The sequence below is a fragment of the Streptomyces sp. B21-105 genome (genome assembly GCF_036898465.1).
Lineage (GTDB): Bacteria > Actinomycetota > Actinomycetes > Streptomycetales > Streptomycetaceae > Streptomyces.
Genome location: NZ_JARUMJ010000001.1, coordinates 590,562 through 607,845 on the forward strand (window position 1 = coordinate 590,562; position 17,284 = coordinate 607,845).

A 17,284-nucleotide genomic window follows, 5' to 3' on the forward strand; every position below is an offset into this window, starting at 1 on the left:
GCCGCGATCCGGGAAAGAATCTCAGCCATGACCGCACCGCACCCCCTCGTCACCCGCGCCCGCCGCCTCGCCGACGACCTGCTGGCCCCGCACGCCGAGCAGGTCGACCAGGGTGAGGTCCCGAGGAGCCACCTGACGGCGATCGGCCGCTCGGGCCTGCTCGGCGTGAACGCGCCGAAGGAGTACGGCGGCACCGGGGCGCCGGCGTCGCTGGTGCGCGAGACGACGGAGATCCTGGCCGGGGCCTGCTGCTCGACCTGGTTCGTGCAGGCCCAGCACCACACGCCGGTGCTGGCGCTGGCCGGGAGCGACGGTCCGCTGCGCGAGCGTCTGCTGCCCGGGCTGGCCACGGGCGAGTCGCTGGCCGGCGTGGCCTACGCCCACCTGCGGGCCTATCCGCGCACGCCGGTGCGGGCCGCCCGGGAAGGGGACGGCTGGCGCTTCGACGGGACGGTGCCCTGGTACACGGGCTGGGGCCTGAACGACGTCATGCTGCTGGCCGGGGTCACGGAGACGGGCGAAACCCTGTTCGCGTTCACCGAGGCGCGCGAACAGCCGGGCCTGCGGGCCTCGGCGCCACTTCGGCTGGCCGCCCTGACGGCGGCCCGCACGGTATCCCTGGAGCTTGCGGGTCTGTGGGTCCCGGAGGAGGCGGTCGTCGTGCGCACCCCGCACGAACTCTGGTCGGCGGCCGACCGCCGCAAGACGGTCAACACCAATCCCGCCGTCTTCGGCGTCACGCGGGCGGCCCTGGCCCTGCTGGACGAGGAGACGGCGGCCCCGCTGCGCGACCGCCTCGACGAGACCCGCCGTCAGGCCTACGCCCTCGCCGACGGCGCGGCGCCCGACGAGGGCCTCGGGGACCGGCTGGCCCTGCGGACCCGGGCCTTCGCGGTGCTGCAGACGGCTACCACGGCGGCCGTCGTCGCGGGCGGCGGCCGCTCCATGCTGCTGGCGAACCGCGCCCAACGCCTCGCGCGCGAGGCCCTGTTCCTGATGGTCCAGGCCCAGACCCGGGAGTCGCGACAGGCCCAGCTGACCGCCCTGACAACCTGAGGGGCCCGCGCACGGAGAACGCCGTCCGCCGCCGCCGCGCCCGCCCGGTCAGTCCTCCTCCGACCCCGGGACGACGACGAGGAACGCGTCGGACTTCAGATCCATGACCACGGTCGCGGGCTCGCCCTCGGCCCGTCGGCGGGCCGCGTACTCCTCCGCGGGCCAGGATCCGCGCGGCGCTCCCGCGGGGAACTTCTCCAACACCTTCGCGCGCATAGCGGCAGACACCTCCACAGCGAAACGGACACCGCCGAGACCGACGACGACTGCCGGATGGCCGTGCCCGGACGACCCATGCCCGGATGACCCGTGCACCCGTGCACGGATCGGCTTCCCGCGATCCGGGCGGGCATGTCCACGCGCGCGCGAGACGGTCGTCCTCGACGGGCTCGCGGGGGCGGCTCGGCCGGCCGGGCCACCACCGTTCGCCGCGGCCACGCGATCGGCGCAGTCGGCCGCCGTCTCACCCGATCGTGCGGACAAACCCGTGTCCCCGCATCCATGACGGCGCTCGGCGTGGAAGCGATCAACAGGGGGCCATCGAGGCGGAGGACCGAGGACTCATGACCGCACAGGGTGACCGCACGGGACCGCTGAGCCTGGTGACCGGCGCGACCGGCTACATCGGCGGGCGGCTGGTCCCCGAGCTGCTCGCGGCCGGGCACCGGGTGCGCGCTCTGGCCCGCTCCCCCGACCGGCTGCGCGACCACACGTGGGCGGGCGAAGCCGAGACCGTGCGCGGCGACGTCACGGACGCCTCCTCGGTCGCGGCGGCGATGCGGGGCGTGGACGTCGCCTACTACCTGGTCCACGCCCTGGGAACAGGCGACGACTTCGAGGAGACCGACCGCCGGGCGGCGCGGATCTTCGGCGAGCAGGCGCGAGCCGCCGGGGTTCGTCGCGTCGTCTATCTCGGCGGTCTCACCCCGGCCGGTGTGCCCGAGCGGGAGCTGTCGCCGCATCTGCGCTCGCGCGCCGAGGTGGGCCGCATCCTGCTGGCCTCGGGGACGGCGACGACGGTGCTGCGGGCGGCGGTCGTCATCGGCTCCGGCTCGGCCTCCTTCGAGATGCTGCGCTATCTCACCGAGCGCCTGCCGGTGATGGTCACCCCGAGCTGGGTGCACACCCGCATCCAGCCCGTCGCGGTGCGCGACGTGCTGCGCGCGCTCGTCGGCAGCGCCGCCATGCCGGACGACGTCAGCCGGGCCTTCGACATCGGCGGCCCTGACGTACTGACGTACCGCGAGATGATGCTCCGCTACGCCGCGGTCGCCGAGCTGCCGCGCCGCCTCATCCTGTCCGTTCCGATGCTCACCCCCGGCCTGTCCAGCCACTGGGTCGGCCTGGTGACGCCCGTGCCCGCGTCGATCGCCCGGCCGCTCACCGAGTCGCTGCGGCACGAGGTGGTCTGCCACGAGCACGACATCGCCCGCTACGTGCCCGACCCGCCGGGGCATCCGATCGGCTTCGACGAAGCGGTCCGGCTCGCGCTGCGCAAGGTCCGCGACGCGCAGGTCGCCACCCGCTGGTCGTCCGCGTCGGTGCCGGGCGCCCCCAGCGATCCGCTGCCCACCGACCCCGGCTGGGCCGGCGGCAGCCTGTACACCGACGACCGGGAACTCGCCGTCGACGCCCCGCGCGCCGCCCTGTGGCAGGTGATCGAGGCCATCGGCGGCGAGCAGGGCTGGTACTCGTTCCCGCTCGCCTGGACCGTCCGCGGCGGGCTCGACCGGCTGGCAGGCGGGGTGGGGCTGCGCCGCGGCCGCCGGGACGCCGCCCGGCTACGGGTGGGCGACTCGCTGGACTTCTGGCGGGTCGAGGAGATCGAGCCGGGACGGCTGCTGCGGCTGCGGGCGGAGATGCGGCTGCCGGGCCGGGCCTGGCTGGAGCTGTACGCGCGGACCGACCCCGAGGGCGGGACCCGGTTCCGCCAGCGCGCCCTGTTCCATCCGCACGGGCTCCTCGGCCACGCCTACTGGTGGAGCGTGGCGCCCTTCCACTCGGTCGTCTTCGGCGGCATGGCCCGCAACATCGCCCGGGCGGCCGAGGACCGGGCGCGGGCCCGGGAGTCCGGGCCGGCGCGCTGACCGGCGTGCGCGAACGCCCCGCGATCGCTCTTACGGGCGGGTGCGTCCGTCGCGCCCCGCCGCCCGGAAGCAGCGCCCGGAAGCAGTTCTTCGTCCGCCCCATTGCGTCCCGGAGCCACGATCATGAACGTCTCGGTCGTCCTGTTCACCGCCGACCTGCGCCTGCACGACCATCCGCCGCTGCGCGCGGCCCTCGACGGGTCACGGCAGGTGGTGCCGCTGTTCGTGCGCGACCGGGCCGTGGACGCCGCCGGGTTCGCGGCGCCGAACCGGCTGGCCTTCCTCGCGGACAGCCTGCGCGACCTCGACGCCGGGCTGCGCGAGCGGGGCGGCCGGCTCGTCCTGCGCTCCGGCGACCCGGTGGACGAGGTGTGCCGGGTGGCCGGGGAGACGGCCGCCGACGAGGTTCATCTGGCCGTCGACGTGAGCGCGTACGCACGGCGCCGCGAGGAACGGCTGCGGGCCGCGCTGGAGACGCGGGGCGTGCGGCTGCACGTGCACGACGCGGTGACGACGGCGGTCGGTCCCGGAGCGGTGGCGCCGTCCTCCTCGGACCACTTCGCCGTCTTCACGCCGTACTTCCGGCGCTGGTCGCAGCAGCGGCTGCGGACCCCGCTGCACGCGCCCGGCCCGGTACGGGTCCCGGAGGGCGTCGGCTCGGAGGCACTGCCCTCCCGAAATGACCTGTCGGGACTGTCGCCCGCGCTGACGGAGGGCGGCGAGACGCAGGGCCGCCGGCGGTTCGCCGCCTGGCTGCGGTCCGGCATCGTCCCCTACGAGGACCGGCACGACGACCTGGCCGGCGACGCCACCTCACGGCTCTCCCCCCATCTGCACTTCGGCACGCTGTCCCCCGTGGAGCTCGTGCACCGTGCGCGCCGGGCCGGCGGCCCGGGCGCCGAGGCCTTCGTGCGGCAGCTCGCCTGGCGCGACTTCCACCGTCAGGTGCTGGCGGCCCGGCCCGGCGCGGCGCACGCCGACTACCGCACCAAGCACGACCGCTGGCGCTCGGAGCGCACCGCGCGCGAGGACGTCGAGGCGTGGCGGGCGGGCCGCACCGGCTACCCGATCGTCGACGCGGCGATGCGGCAGCTGCGGCACGAGGGCTGGATGCACAACCGGGGCCGGCTGCTGACCGCAAGCTTCCTCGCCAAGACCCTCTACGTGGACTGGCGCGTCGGCGCCCGGCACTTTCTGGACCTGCTGGTCGACGGGGACGTGGCCAACAACCAGCTCAACTGGCAGTGGATGGCGGGCACCGGCACCGACTCGCGCCCCAACCGGGTCCTCAACCCGGTCACCCAGGCGAAGCGGTACGACCCCGACGGCGCCTACGTGCGGCGCTGGGTGCCGGAACTGCGGGACGTGGCGGGGCCCGGGATCCACGAGCCGTGGAAGCTGCCGGGGCCGGACCGGGCGGCGCTGGACTACCCGGACCCGATCGTCGAGCTCGCCGCGGGCCTCGACCGCTTCCGGCGCGCCCGGGAACGCCGCTGAACGAGGGTCTTCCGCGCCGGGCCGCGCTCGGACGGCGCCGTACGCCCCGGCCGGCAGCGTCAGGGCCTCGGCCAGTCCGCTCGGCCGGGGCAGGCCGGGCGCGGGGCGTCCGGCCCAGCCGGGACCGCCGAGTACCACCACGGGCGTCGCCGGGCCCCGGCGACGCCCCACCGGGTCTGCGCGACGTGCCGGGCGAGCGGCATGCTCGCGGTGGAGCGTGCCTGGGCCCACAGGACGACAGCGACCGGCCCCAGCCGCCGGACGGCCGAGTCCAGCGCCTCGGCGGGCACGGCCGTCCCGAACATGCGGGTGGGCACCCCCAGTCGACCGAGTGCGGCGTCCAGCGCCTCCAGCGGCAGACCGTGCTGTTCGCCGGGGACGCAGGCCAGCAGCACGGGTCCCGGCCGGCCCGCCGCCCGCCGAGGCGCCGCGGCGGGCACGACGCGGCGCAGCACGGTGCAGACGTGCCAGGAGAGCAGGTGCTCCACCTCGACGTACCGGTCGCCGGAGGAGGCCCACCTGCGTCCCACAGCGTGCAGCGTCGGGACCATCACCTCCTGCCAGGCGGCGATCAGTCCGTGCCGTTCCACGGCCGCGCCCAGTCGTTCCGCGACGCCCGGCGCGTCGAGTCGTACGGCGGCGCGGGCCAGACCCCGGCACTCCCGGCGTACGGCGGCGCCGAGCGGGAGCGCGTCGTCCGGACCGCCCGCCACGCCCCGGCTGTCGTCCGCCGGACGCGGACCCGGCTCCGGCGCGTCCAGGAGGGTCCGGCGGGCCTCCTCCTTCGCCGTCCGGGCCGCGTCCGTCGGGGGCACACCGGACGCGGTGAGCCGGCACCAGAACGGCCACGTCACCCGGCCGCCAGCGCCGGTGCCGCCCGTCGTCGCGGGCGGCGGGCCCGATGCCGTACCGCCCGTCAGGAGCGCAGGGTGGTGGGCGCCACGCCCAGCCGACGGGCCAGCGCCCCGGTCGTCAGCCCGGCCTCGTCCGGGCTGGGAATCTCGCTCACGGACCGACCATACGAGAGCCGCCTCTACACCTCTCCGACCTCTACACATAAGGAGCAAATAAGAGCAGAATGAACATGCGCGGCACTTACCGCACACCGCAGCGAAGCGGTCAGGCCGGAAAGTCAAAGGAGACGAACCATGGCCAACGTCTCGCCCACCAGAGGTGACATGTCGACGCACCCCGACGTTTCCGAGATGCAGGCGCGGTACGCGCGCATGCTCGGTGGTCGTGATGTGGCGCTCGTGGACGGACCGGTGTTCCTGCTCGGTCTGTACTGCGCCGTGTCCCCGTGGATCCTGCACTACACCACCAGTCAGCCCGCGCTCATGACCCACAACCTAATCGTGGGCATCGCGATCGCTCTGCTGGGCCTCGGATTCACCGCGGCTCCCGCCCGCATGTACGGCCTGAGCTGGGCCATGTGCGCGGCCGGCATCTGGATGATCATCGCGCCGTGGGTCGTCGGCGACAGCCCGGACGCCGGTGTCGCGGTGAACAACATCATCATCGGCGCCCTGGCGCTGGTCCTGGGGCTGCTGTGCACCGCCACAGCGGCCAGGAGCACGTCGAAGCCGTAGGGGCGGCCGCACGCCGCAAAACGGTCGGGCCAGGGCCGCAGGGGGCGGACCGGCCCGGCCGCGTCACGGTGCGTACACGTACGGCGTCGTCGTGCTGAGAGCCGTGAAGCCGAGACGTTCGAGGATGGGACGGCTCTGGTCGGAGGCGTCGACCTGGAGGTAGCGGTAACCGCGCCCGGCGGCGATCCGGGCACGGTGGGCGATCAGCGCGCGGTAGACGCCCCGGCCACGCCAGCCGTCAACCGTGCCGCCGCCCCACAGCCCGGCGAACGCTGTCCCCTCGATCAGCTCCATCCGCGCCGAGCTCACTGGCGTCCGACCGGCCAGGGCGACGACGGCGACGAGGGTGTCCGGGTCGGTGGCGAGGCGGGCCAGCAGCAGGTTGCGCAGCCAGGATCCGTCCCGCCCGAAGGCCTTCTCGTGGGCCTCCACCATGAGGTCGACGCCCGCCCGGTCGGTGACCGGCACGATGCGGACGCCCTCGGGCGGCCTGGCGTCCACGAGCTGACCGGCCGTCTCGCCGATCAGCAGGGTCTCCTCCGGCTCGGGCGTGAATCCGGCCGACCTGAGCCGCTGCCCGAGATCGGCCGGACGGTCGTGCCGGTACAGCTTCCACTCGAACGCGCGGCCGAGTCTGGTGAAGAAGGCGACCTGTTCCGCGATAGCCGCGTCGATGTCGACGCCGGCGCGGTCGAGGTCCGACCAGACAACGCCGTTCCAGCCGCCGTCCCCGCCGATGTGACGGACCACGGTCCCGGCCCGTTCGACCCGTGCGTCGGAGCTTTCGGGACGTGCGCCTTCGCGCATGTCCCGGTCGTACGAGGCGAGCAGCGTGGCATGGTCCATGCGCCCACCCCAGCACACCGGCTCGGCCCGCACAACGCAATTTCGGTCGTGCGGGGCGCCGTACGGGCGACGGTGCGCGACCGGGAGGGCGGGCCGGGCGGGCGGCGGGGGCGGGCGACTGCATGGGCGGCCGCAGACCCCTGATATGCCGGGGCCTGCGGCCGTCGATCTCCAGGCGCCGCTCAGCGCTCCGCGCCGGGGCGGAACCGGCGGTACAGCAGCGCTCCGCCGAGCAGCATCGCCGTGCTGCCCGCCAGCGCGGTCAGCGTGGCGTCGGCACCCGTGTGGGCCAGCGACGACAAGGCCTCGTGGCCCCTGGCGCCCGACTCGACGGTGGGCGCCGAGGGATTGGCCTTCGGCCCCTGGTGCTGGGGCGGCGAGGGCGGGGTGTGCCGGGTCGGCGGCTGGTGCGGCGGCTGCTCGGGCTTCTCGCCGGAGATGTTCACGGACTCGTTGCCGAACGCCGGATCGCCGATGCCGACGACGTTGACGCTGTTGCCGCTGACGTTCACCGGGAGCTGCACCGGCAGCTGAAGGCCGTTGCCGGAGACGACGCCCGGGGAGCCTTCCATGTCGCCCTGCGCGGTGGCCCCGCCGCCGGACGACGCCCCGAACCCGCCGTGCGCTCCGTGACTGCCGCGCCCATCGTGGTCGCCCTGACCGCCGTGCCCGCCGTGCCCGCCGTGTCCACCGTGCTCACCGTGCTCACCGCGCTCCCCGTAGCCGCCACGCCCGCCGTGCCCGCCGTGCCCACCCCGTCCGCCGCGCCCGCCGGAGGCGTCGGCCCCGCCCTTGTTGGCGCAGGTGTTGCCCGCGGCGGGGTTCAGCAGCCCCACCACGTCGACCGTGTTGCCGCACAGGTTCACCGGGATGTGTACCGGCAGCTGCACCCCGTTGCCGGAGATCAGCCCGGGCGAGCCGGCCGCGACGCCCTTCGCCGCGGAATCGGCGTGTGCGGGCAGTGTCACAGCCATCGCGCCGGAAACCACGGCGACGGCCATCACACCGGTTCGGGTAACCCGTTTCATGGGTCCCTGCCTTCCAGACTTGAATCGCGGGCAGTCGCCCGCACCCGATAGAACGTCGGCGACGCGTCCGAGTTATGCCTAAACACCCTTTCACCCCATTGGGTGTCACCCTCGCCGAACGGGCGGCAGGCCGGGTCCACCGGGCCCGCCCCACCGCCCGGAGGCGGGGCGTGCACCTGCCGCTTATCGTGATCGAGGGCGCCGTTCCCGGACCGCTGCGGGCGTCCCTGGAGGCACTGATGCTGGCCAATCTGTCGACGCGGCCCGGGCTGCGGGGCTGTGCGCTCGCCGCGACCGCCGCGCTGACCCTGCTGGGCGGCGCGGGTCTGCCGACGGTCGCCGCGAACCGCGCCGGCGACGGGGACGACCGCCTTGACCTGTCCCGGTTCTATGGTCAGAAAGTCGCCTGGTCGGCGTGCAAGGGCGAGGGCATGCCCAAGGACCTGCAGTGCGCCAAGGTGACCGTCCCGCTCGACTACTCCCGCCCCGAGGCCGGCACGCTCGATCTCGCGCTCGCCCGCTACCGGGCCACCGGCGACAGGCACGGTTCGGTGGTGCTCAACTTCGGCGGCCCCGGCGGCGCGGGCGTCCCCGAACTCGCCTACGGCGGCAAGGAGTTCATGGACCTGACGGACGGCTACGACGTGGTCACCCTCGACCCGCGCGGCGTCGGCCGCTCCTCCCCCGTCAGCTGCGGGGAAGGCGAGGACAGCGGGCCGGCCCCGTTCAACGACGACACGGCCCTCGCCGATCCGCCGGAGCTCCTCAGTCGGCTGAAGCAGGCCGCCGCCGACTGCGCGGAGCACTCCGGACCGGTCCTGCCGCACATCGGCACCGTCCACGCGGCCCAGGACCTCGACGTCATGCGCCAGGCGCTCGGCGACAGGAAGCTCAACTACCTCGGCTTCTCCTACGGCAGCCGCCTCGGCGCGGTGTACGCGGCCCGGTTCCCCGACAAGGTGGGACGGATGGTCCTCGACGGGGTCGACACCCTCACCGAGCCGCTCACCGAGCAGGGCCTGGCGGGCGCCCGGGGCCAGCAGGTGGCGCTGGACGACTTCGTCGGCTGGTGCGTGAAGGACATCGCCTGCCCGTTCGGACAGGACCCGCGGGTGGCACGCCAGGAGGTGGTGCGGCTGGTCCGCTCGCTCGACGAGGATCCGCTGCCGACCGACTTCGGTGACGACTTCACCGGGCAGGACCTCGTCGGCGCCCTCGGGCAAGGCCTGTACAGCAGGGAGCTGTGGCCCCTGCTGGAGCGGGCGCTGGCCCAGCTGATCGAGAACGGCGACCCCAGCGGGGTCCTCGGGTTCACCACCGGCGGCTTCACCCATCCGCTGCCGTTCCCCGTACCGCTCCCGGTCCCGCTGCCGCCGCGGTCCGCGGCCCGCACCGATCCCTCCCCCGGCGCCCTGGTCGACGCGGAGGACGTGCCCCTCGACAACCTGCCCGCGGCACTGATGGCGATCAACTGCGCGGACGACCCGGACCGCCCCACCGCCGCCCGGATCACCGCGGACCTCGAACGGCTGCGGGCCGCCTACGACAAGGCGTCTCCGGTCTTCGGCCGCTACCGTCTCAACGAGGTCCTGCTGTGCTACGGCCGCCCCAAGGGCACCGACTTCATCCGCGACGAGGTGAAGGACCTGCGCACCCCGAAGATCCTCCTGGTCGGCACGCGCGGCGACCCGGCGACGCCGTACCGCTGGACCGTGGAGACGGCGAAGCGCCTCGGATCGGCGGCCGTGGTGCTCGACAACAAGGGCGAGGGCCACACCGGGTACGGATCGTCGAAGTGCGTGCACCGCAAGGTGGACGACTTCCTGCTGTACGGATCGCTCCCGCCCAGCGGCAGTTCCTGCGGGCCCGACGAGGACGCCGGCTGAGCGCGCCGGTTCCTGCCGCTGCTCCTCGTCCGACGTCGCGCGAGGCTACGCGGCCCGGACGGTCACGAAGGCGTCGATCGCCGCGGTCAGCTCGGCCGGCTTCTCCACGGGGAGCTCGTGACCGGCGTCGATGATGCGCACGGTGGCGTCCGGGTAGGCCTTGGCCATCCGCAGCATCTGACCCACCGGGAGCTGGATGTCGTGGTAACCGTGGATCATCAGGGTCGGGGCCTGGATCTCCCCGGCCCGGTCGAGGACGTCGAAGGCCCGCATGGCGCCGTACAGGGTCATGACGACCTCGCGCGGGGTGTCCGCGGAGGACTTGACGTACGCGCGGATCTCGTCACGCGGGTAGCCGGGGGCGAAGGCGCGCTGGATGTTGGCGGCGACGAACAGTTTGAAGGGGACGAGGGTGGAGACGCCCATCAGCAGTCCTCGGCCCCGGCTGTAGGTCATGCGCCCGATGGAGTTCACCAGCACCATGCGCTCCACCCGCTCGGGGTGGGAGAGCGCGACGGTCTGCGAGATCATCCCGCCCATCGAGTGGCCGACCAGCACGAACCGTTCGATCTCCAGATGGTCGAGGAGGGCGAGGAGGTCTCGCGCGAGCTCCTCGACCGTCTTCACACCCGCCCCGCTGCTCTCGCCGTGCCCGCGCAGGTCGAACCGGATCACCCGGCGCTTCCCGGCGAAGTGCGCCACCTGGTGGTCCCAGCGGCGCCGGTTGGCCGTCCAGCCGTGCACGAACACCAGGGGTACGCCGTCGCCGTCGCGCGGGCCCTCGTCGTCGTACGTCAGTGCTGCGCCGTCGACTTCGAGCTGCGGCATGGAGGCCTCCTGCGGTGCGGTCCGGTCCGGTCCCGGTTACTGACGCGTACGGTAACCGGCCGCCGGGGCCGCCGTCACCGGCGGCGGCCGGGGAGACCGAAGCGTGACCACGCTCGCCTTCCCCGCGCCGACCTCGCCCCGACCTTGCCTGGCCCTGCCTGGAGCCACCCCCACCCTTGCTCCCACCTTGCTCCACCCTCGTTCCCACCTTGCCCGGACATTGCCCCGAATGCCCGATACCCGATTCGGACCTATCGTGCTCATATGGAGCACGCACTCAGCCCCGCCGCCCTCTCCGAACTGCGCCGCCCGCGCCCTTATCCGGCGGTGTCCGTGCTGACGCCGACCCACCGCCGCGAACCCGGCAACGCCCAGGACCGGGTCCGGCTGCGCAATGTCGTGGCTGAGGCGAAGAGACAGCTGGAGCACGACCCGGCGATCACCCGCGAGCGGCGCGCCGACGTCGCGGGACAGCTCGATCGCGCCCTGGCCGAGGTCGACCTGGCGCACAGCGAGGACGGCCTGGTCATCTACGCGGCGCCGGGCGAGCACCAGGTGTGGTCGCTGGCCCGTCCGGTGCCCGAACGCGTCGTGCTCTCCGACACGTTCCTGACCCGCAACCTGGTCTCCGCGCAGGCCGCCGAGCGGCCCTTCTGGGTGTGCTCGGTCTCCGCCGACCGCGTCACGCTGTGGAACGGCGGCGCCGACCGGGTGACCGAGGAGCACGCCGGCGGCTTCCCACTGGTCAAGAGGCGGCCGAACTTCGACGCCGAGCGCATGCAGCGGACGGGCGATCTGCCCAGCACGTTCCGTGACGAGGACACCCGTCACTTCCTGCGCGACGCCGACACCGCCGTGGGCAGGCTGCTGCGCGCGCACCCGCGGCCGCTGGTCGTCACCGGCGAGCAGGCGGCGCTGTCGCTCCTCGACGAGCTGGGCGGCGTCACCCGCGACGCGCTGCACATCGCGCACGGCGGACTCTCGCACGGCCCGCCCGAGGCCGTGTGGCAGGCGGTGCGCCCCCTGCTCGACGCGGAGTCCCGCCGGGACGTGGCGTCGGTCGCCCGGGTACTCGACTCGGCGCGCGGGCACCGCATGTTCGCGGCCGGTGTCGACGAGCTGTGGCAGAACGCGCGGGAGGGCCGGGTCCGGCTGCTGGCCGTCGAGGAGAACTTCCGGATCACGGTCCGCGACCACGGCGACCACCTCGTCCCCGCCGCGAGCGGCGACCTGGACGCCCGCGAGGACATCGTCGACGAGATCGTGGAGCAGTGCCTGGAGACGGGCGCCGCGGTGCGTTTCGTGCCGGACGGCACACTGGGCGAGCTGGACGGCATCGCCGGCGTGCTGCGCTACTGACCGCAGGTCCGCCACGGCCCTGTTCAGCTGCTTTCCCCGGCGGCGTACGCTACCGCGTGATCGTCGACCGGGAGGGGGCGGGCGCGTGGGGGACCTGCTGGGCGTGGCGGTGCTGGGGGCCGGACACATGGGCGCCGACCATGTGCGCCGCCTGGATCGCGTGGTGAGCGGAGCGCGGGTGGCCGCGGTGGCCGACCCCGACGCGGCGCGCGCCGAGGAGGCCGTGGCCGGCCTCGAGGCGGTGACGGTCCACGCGGAGGCGGAGGCCGCGCTCGACGCACCCGGCGTCGAGGCCGTGCTGATCGCCTCGCCCGGGCCCGCCCACCAGGAGGCGCTGCTCGCGGCCTTCGCGCGCGGCCTTCCGGTCCTCTGCGAGAAGCCCATGGTGCCGGACACGGCGGGGGCGCTGCGCGTGCTGGAGGCGGAGGCCCGGCTCGGACGGCGGCTGGCCCAGATCGGTTTCATGCGACGCTATGACGCCGAGTACCGCAGGCTGAAGGCGCTGCTGGACGACGGGCGGCTCGGACGGCCGCTGATGCTGCACTGCGTGCACCGCAACGTGTCCTCGCCGCCGGACTTCACCAGCGCGATGCTGGTCGACAGTTCGGTGTCGCACGAGATCGACGCGGCCCGCTGGCTGCTCGGCCAGGAGCTGACCTCGGTCTCCGTGCTGCGGCCGCGCCCCTCGTCCGGCGCCCCGCAGGGTCTGCTGGACCCCCAGTTCGTGCTCTTCGAGACCGCGGGCGGCGCCCTGGTCGACGTGGAGGTCTTCGTCAACTGCGGCTTCGGGTACCAGGTGCGCTGCGAAGCCGTGTGCGAGGCGGGCAGCGCGCGCATCGGCGACGACCACGGCATGCTCGTCACCGCGCGGGGCGCGGCCGGCGCGGAGGTGCCGCAGGACTATCTCGTGCGGTTCGCGGACGCCTACGACCGCGAGGTGCAGACCTGGGTCGACGCCACGCGGCGCGGCCGGGTCACCGGCCCGTCCGTGTGGGACGGCTACGCGGCCTCGGCCGTCGCCGAGGCCGGGGTCCGTGCCCTCGGGAGCGGGGCGCGCGTCGGCGTCGAACTCGCCCCGCGCCCCGGGCTGTACGCCACGCGCGGCCGCTGAGCCGGAGCGGGCCCCGGACCGGGCCTGCGACCAGGCCTCGAAGCGGACCCCGGACGAAGCCCCGGAGCGGGCCTCAGACGTTGCCGAGCAGGGCCTGCAGTCCCTGGTCGACCGCGTCGCCGACGTCCTCCGTGCCACAGGCCACGACCGCGTAGCTGCGCAGCAGGAAGCGGCGCAGGGCCCCGGTGTCGAACTGGAGCAGGGCCATCCCGAGCGGGGAGTGGAACTCCACCACCGTGCGGTCCTGTCCGCAGGGCCAGATGTGCACGTCACCGCTTCCGGCCGGACCGTCCACGCCCTGCTCCAGCAGTCCGCGGCCGAAGGTCCAGGTGACCGGCTCGCCCGCGAGGGAGACCTCGGGCGGGAAGTCGACGTGCACGGCGAACGGGTCGGCGGAGTCGTAGCGGAGTGTGGCGGGCACGGGCAGCGCCTGGTCCTCCGCGGTGATCAACCGGGCGCGGACGGGTTGTTCCAGAGTGGTGTCCATGCACATAGGACCTCGCGGAGGCCGATCGCATTACGCTTTGTCCGACACCAATTAATGTGACCTGCGTCACACGATCGGAAGCGTAGAACATACGCACGTCGAACACTCGGATGACACTCGCCCCAGCCCCCTCACGAGTCCCTCAAGTCACGTACTCTGTCTACGACTTGAAGCCCTTCTGCGGCGCTCGGGTCGCACTCGTCCACCCCTCCGTGAAGACTCTGGCATATGCCGGAAGCACCACCGAATCGTGTGTTGCCAAATCCCTTACAGCGCTTCGCGGGCTGTGCCACAGTCGTATCGGCCCTCACGTCATCCTTCGTCGTACCGTCCCGCATCGGAGAGCGTCATGCCGCCCCACGTCTCTGCGGATCACCCAGCCGCCCAGCCGCCGGCGCGCGGCTCGGTGGACGCGCTGATCTCGCAGGCCCGACGGCTCAAGGGCGACATGGACGCCGTACGGCAGGACGCCGCCCAGGGCGACGCGACGGACCCCGAAGGGCGCTGGCAGCGCGCCCTCTACGATCTGGCGCGGCACCAACTCGACGACCTCGACGCGCACTTGGCCCAGTTACGGGACGGCCCACGGCCCGCACCGCCCGCCGGCCCCCCGGCCGCGGCCGCGACTGCCCCGCGCGAGTCCCTGCTCAGCCGGGTCGGCAGCGCCGAGTGGAACCTGCTGACGGACGAAGCGGTGTGGTCCGAGGAGCTCTACCGGATTCTCGGCCGCGACCCCGCCACTCCCCCGCTCACCCTCGACGAACTCCCCTGTCTCGTCCTCGAGGAGGACCGGTCCAAACTGACCGCGATGGTCACGGACTGCCTGGTCGACGCCCGGCCCATCGACGGCGAGTTCCGCATCCTGCGCCCGACAGGCCCACCGCGCACCGTGCACATGATGGGCGAACCGGTGCTCGACTCCGACGGCGCCACCGCCTCCATGTGGGCCGTGCTGCGCGACGTCAGCGAACTGCGCCGCAATCAGCGCGCGGTGCGCGAGAGTCACGACTCGATGCAGGCCCGGCGGCAGGCACAGACCGAGCACCGGCCGGCGGTCGAACCGCGGGAAACCGTCCTGCCCCCGCACCGCGTCCCCCTGCGCCTGCCGCACGAGGGCCCGAGCGCCCTCGACGTCGCCGCCCGCTGTCTGCCCGCCGCCACCGCCTCCCTGATCGGCGGCGACTGGTACGACGCCCTCGAACTCCCCGACGGCGACACCCTGCTCAGCGTAGGCGACCTCACCGGACACGGGCCGGCCGTCACCTCGAACACGGCGATGCTGCTGGGCGCCCTGCGCGGCATGGCCATGGCGGGCACCCGGCCCGCCCGGCTGCTGACGTTGCTGAACCAGTTACTGGACGCCACCGTCCGACCGGTCCTCGGCAGCGCCGTGTGCTGCCGCTACCGGCCGCGCACCCGCACCCTGGTGTGGGCGCAGGCCGGTCACCCCGCCCCGCTGCTGTTCCGCAACGGGACGGGACGCCGGCTGCGGGCGCCGAACGGCGTTCTGCTCGGAGCCGCCCCACGCGCCGCGTACGAGCACGCCGAGGAGCCCCTCCGCGAGGGCGACCTGATCCTGCTGCACACCGACGCACTGGCCCCCGCCGACCGCCTGCTCGCGCTGGCTCCGCTCCTGGACGGAGCACGCACCGCCGAGGAGTGCGTCGAAGCGGCCGTGCAGGAGTGCGGCGAGGCCGAACGCACCGACGACGCCTGTGTGCTCGTCGCCCGGGTGACCCGGTAGCGAAGCCGGGAGACCCGATGACGGGTGGCGGCGGGTGACGGCCGGGCAGCCGATGCCCGGTGACGGCCGAGCAGCCGACGGTCTCACGCCCGAGCGCTGTCGCCCCCTTTCGCCCCCTTCTGCTTCGGCAGCGCCAGCCTGATCTCCTCGCGCAGCTCGCTGATCCTCGGGGAGCCGGCGTACTGCGCGGTGAGCCGGTACATCTGACTCAGCCGGTCCCAGGTGCGCCGGGAGGAGTTCGAGCCCATCGACATCAGGGCCAACCGTGCGAACCGGTCCGCCTGTTCGGGGTCGTCCGCGATGAAGCAGGCGGACGCCATGGACAGATGGTCGAAGATCTTCGACCGTTCGCGCCCGTCGACGCGCAGCGCCAGGGCCTTCTCCGCGTAGTACTGGGCGTGGGCGGCCGCCTGCGGCTCGAACTCGGCCAGCGTGCGGTAGGCCAGAGCCTGCATGCCGTACAGATCCTCGTCCTTGAAGGTCTGCATCCAGGACGGCGGGACGACGTCGCCCTTGTCGGAGACGAAGAGGTCCTCGGCCCGGCCGAGGGTGCGCCGCATGGCCTGGCCCTTGCCCATCGCCGCCTGCGCCCAGGCCTCGATGGTGTGGAACATCGCCCGGGTGCGCGGCACCACCTCCTCGCCGGAGCCGGACTGGGCCAGTTTCATCAGGTCGAGGGCGTCGCCGGGCCGTCCGAGGTGGACCATCTGCCGGGCGGCCCGGGACAGCGCCTCGCCGGCCCGCGGCCGGTCGCCGCCCTCCCGTGCGGCATGCGCGGCGATGACGAAGTACTTCTGGGCGGTGGGTTCGAGGCCGACGTCGTGCGACATCCAGCCGGCGAGGACGGCGAGGTTGGCGGCGACGCCCCACAGGCGTCGCTGGAGATGGGCGGGATGACGGTAGGCCAGGATGCCGCCCACCTCGTTGAGCTGTCCCACGACCGCCTTGCGTTGCAGCCCGCCTCCGCGGGCCGCGTCCCAGGCTCGGAACACCTCGACCGAGCACTCCAGTTCGTCGACCTCCTCCGCCCCGATGGGAGCGGCCTCGTAGCGGTCGAACCCGGCGGGATCGGCATGATGGAGAAGCGGATGGTCGACGGCGGGAGCGTCGGCGGAAAGGGTGGGGTCGGTGTGCAGCCAGTCGTGCATGGCGCTGCTGAGAGCTGATCCCGCGGCGAGCGCGGCACCCGCGCCCACCAGACCGCGTCGGTTGAGCATGAGGTCCATTCCCGTGAATTCGGTGAGGACCGCAGCAGTCCGTTCGGGCGCCCACGGCACGCCGTCGGGGTGTTCAGCACTCCCGCCGCCGGGCCGTTTGCCTGTACGCCCGTGCCGGACCAGACCGAGGTCCTCGATGGTCACGACACGGCCGAGACGCTCGGTGAACAGGGCCGCCAGCACCCGCGGCACCGGATCGCGCGGGATCTCTCCCATGTCGATCCACCGCCGCACTCGGGAGGTGTCGGTCGACAGCTGGGGGTGGCCCATGGCCGCCGCCTGCCGGTTGACCAGCCTCGCGAGTTCGCCCTTGGACCAGCCGGCCAGGCCGAACAGATCCGAGAGACGGGTGTTGGGTTGTCCGCTCACGTCAAGCCCCCAGGTTCTCGGCTGAGTTGACAGTAGCCCGGTGAAAGTTGCCGGGCGACTATTCGCCATGGTTCGCCAGGGTTCGCCAGATGGTGTGCCACTGGGCGACGGGTGTCAGGTAGGAAAGCGCCACCCCGACCCGGTCGCCGAGGGACATTCCCCAGGGTGCACCCGAAAGGG

Annotated in this window: 14 protein-coding genes and 1 pseudogene; 8 read left to right on the forward strand and 7 right to left on the reverse strand. The window is 73.6% G+C overall.

Translation table 11 applies throughout. From position 1 onward, the window contains the following. Positions 1–27 precede the first annotated feature (27 nt). The gene (locus QA802_RS02440; protein WP_334517774.1) at positions 28–1,056 is read left to right on the forward strand and encodes an acyl-CoA dehydrogenase family protein; all 1,029 of its coding nucleotides are present in this window, start codon (positions 28–30) and stop codon (positions 1,054–1,056) included. A 48-nt stretch (positions 1,057–1,104) separates the two neighbouring features. Here QA802_RS02440 and QA802_RS02445 read toward each other — a convergent pair whose 3' ends face one another. Beyond that, positions 1,105–1,272 carry a DUF8839 family protein gene (locus tag QA802_RS02445; RefSeq protein WP_334517776.1) on the reverse strand — a complete coding sequence of 56 codons (168 nt, stop codon included), beginning with the start codon at positions 1,270–1,272 and terminating at the stop codon, positions 1,105–1,107. A 347-nt stretch (positions 1,273–1,619) separates the two neighbouring features. Between QA802_RS02445 and QA802_RS02450 the strand changes: the two genes are divergently transcribed. After that, complete coding sequence (locus QA802_RS02450) at positions 1,620–3,143, forward strand: SDR family oxidoreductase (protein ID WP_334517778.1); 1,524 nt, start codon at positions 1,620–1,622, stop codon at positions 3,141–3,143. A 123-nt stretch (positions 3,144–3,266) separates the two neighbouring features. Then, entirely contained in the window at positions 3,267–4,640 is a 1,374-nt protein-coding gene (locus QA802_RS02455; protein ID WP_334517780.1) for a cryptochrome/photolyase family protein, read from the forward strand. Between the two features lie 39 nt (positions 4,641–4,679). On the opposite strand, the pseudogene QA802_RS02460 reads toward QA802_RS02455, so the two are convergent. After that, positions 4,680–5,649, reverse strand: a pseudogene (locus QA802_RS02460) (B12-binding domain-containing protein); the annotation flags it as partial. A gap of 139 nt (positions 5,650–5,788) precedes the next feature. Between QA802_RS02460 and QA802_RS02465 the strand changes: the two are divergent. Further along, on the forward strand, positions 5,789–6,229 hold the full coding sequence (locus QA802_RS02465) for an SPW repeat protein (protein WP_334517782.1): 441 nt from the start codon (positions 5,789–5,791) through the stop codon (positions 6,227–6,229). Between the two features lie 63 nt (positions 6,230–6,292). Here the strand turns inward: QA802_RS02465 and QA802_RS02470 are convergent, their stop codons facing one another. Together QA802_RS02470 and QA802_RS02475 are read right to left on the reverse strand one after the other, a co-directional pair. Next, positions 6,293–7,075: a GNAT family N-acetyltransferase gene (locus QA802_RS02470; RefSeq protein ID WP_334517784.1), complete on the reverse strand. Its 783-nt coding sequence runs from the start codon at positions 7,073–7,075 to the stop codon at positions 6,293–6,295. A gap of 182 nt (positions 7,076–7,257) precedes the next feature. Next, the gene (locus QA802_RS02475; protein ID WP_334517785.1) at positions 7,258–8,103 is read right to left on the reverse strand and encodes a chaplin; all 846 of its coding nucleotides are present in this window, start codon (positions 8,101–8,103) and stop codon (positions 7,258–7,260) included. Between the two features lie 239 nt (positions 8,104–8,342). On the opposite strand from QA802_RS02475, the gene QA802_RS02480 reads away from it, so the two are divergent. Continuing rightward, the gene (locus tag QA802_RS02480; RefSeq protein ID WP_334534259.1) at positions 8,343–9,989 is read left to right on the forward strand and encodes an alpha/beta hydrolase; all 1,647 of its coding nucleotides are present in this window, start codon (positions 8,343–8,345) and stop codon (positions 9,987–9,989) included. A 45-nt stretch (positions 9,990–10,034) separates the two neighbouring features. Here QA802_RS02480 and QA802_RS02485 read toward each other — a convergent pair whose 3' ends face one another. Next, positions 10,035–10,817 (reverse strand): alpha/beta fold hydrolase, encoded by a 783-nt coding sequence (locus QA802_RS02485; RefSeq protein ID WP_334517786.1) that lies wholly within the window; start codon positions 10,815–10,817, stop codon positions 10,035–10,037. Positions 10,818–11,081: 264 nt separating this feature from the next. On the opposite strand from QA802_RS02485, the gene QA802_RS02490 reads away from it, so the two are divergent. Continuing rightward, the gene (locus QA802_RS02490) at positions 11,082–12,176 is read left to right on the forward strand and encodes a baeRF3 domain-containing protein (RefSeq protein WP_334517788.1); all 1,095 of its coding nucleotides are present in this window, start codon (positions 11,082–11,084) and stop codon (positions 12,174–12,176) included. Positions 12,177–12,261: 85 nt separating this feature from the next. Beyond that, a complete protein-coding gene (locus QA802_RS02495) occupies positions 12,262–13,287 on the forward strand; it encodes a Gfo/Idh/MocA family protein (RefSeq protein WP_334517789.1) in 1,026 nt (341 codons plus the stop codon). A gap of 73 nt (positions 13,288–13,360) precedes the next feature. On the opposite strand, the gene QA802_RS02500 is transcribed toward QA802_RS02495, so the two are convergent. Beyond that, positions 13,361–13,774 (reverse strand): SsgA family sporulation/cell division regulator, encoded by a 414-nt coding sequence (locus QA802_RS02500; protein ID WP_319165456.1) that lies wholly within the window; start codon positions 13,772–13,774, stop codon positions 13,361–13,363. A 349-nt stretch (positions 13,775–14,123) separates the two neighbouring features. Between QA802_RS02500 and QA802_RS02505 the strand changes: the two genes are divergently transcribed. After that, positions 14,124–15,518, forward strand: coding sequence for a PP2C family protein-serine/threonine phosphatase (locus tag QA802_RS02505; RefSeq protein WP_334517790.1), 1,395 nt, complete (start codon positions 14,124–14,126; stop codon positions 15,516–15,518). A gap of 83 nt (positions 15,519–15,601) precedes the next feature. Here the strand turns inward: QA802_RS02505 and QA802_RS02510 are convergent, their stop codons facing one another. Further along, the gene (locus QA802_RS02510) at positions 15,602–17,104 is read right to left on the reverse strand and encodes a DNA-binding protein NsdB (RefSeq protein WP_334517791.1); all 1,503 of its coding nucleotides are present in this window, start codon (positions 17,102–17,104) and stop codon (positions 15,602–15,604) included. Positions 17,105–17,284 lie beyond the last annotated feature (180 nt).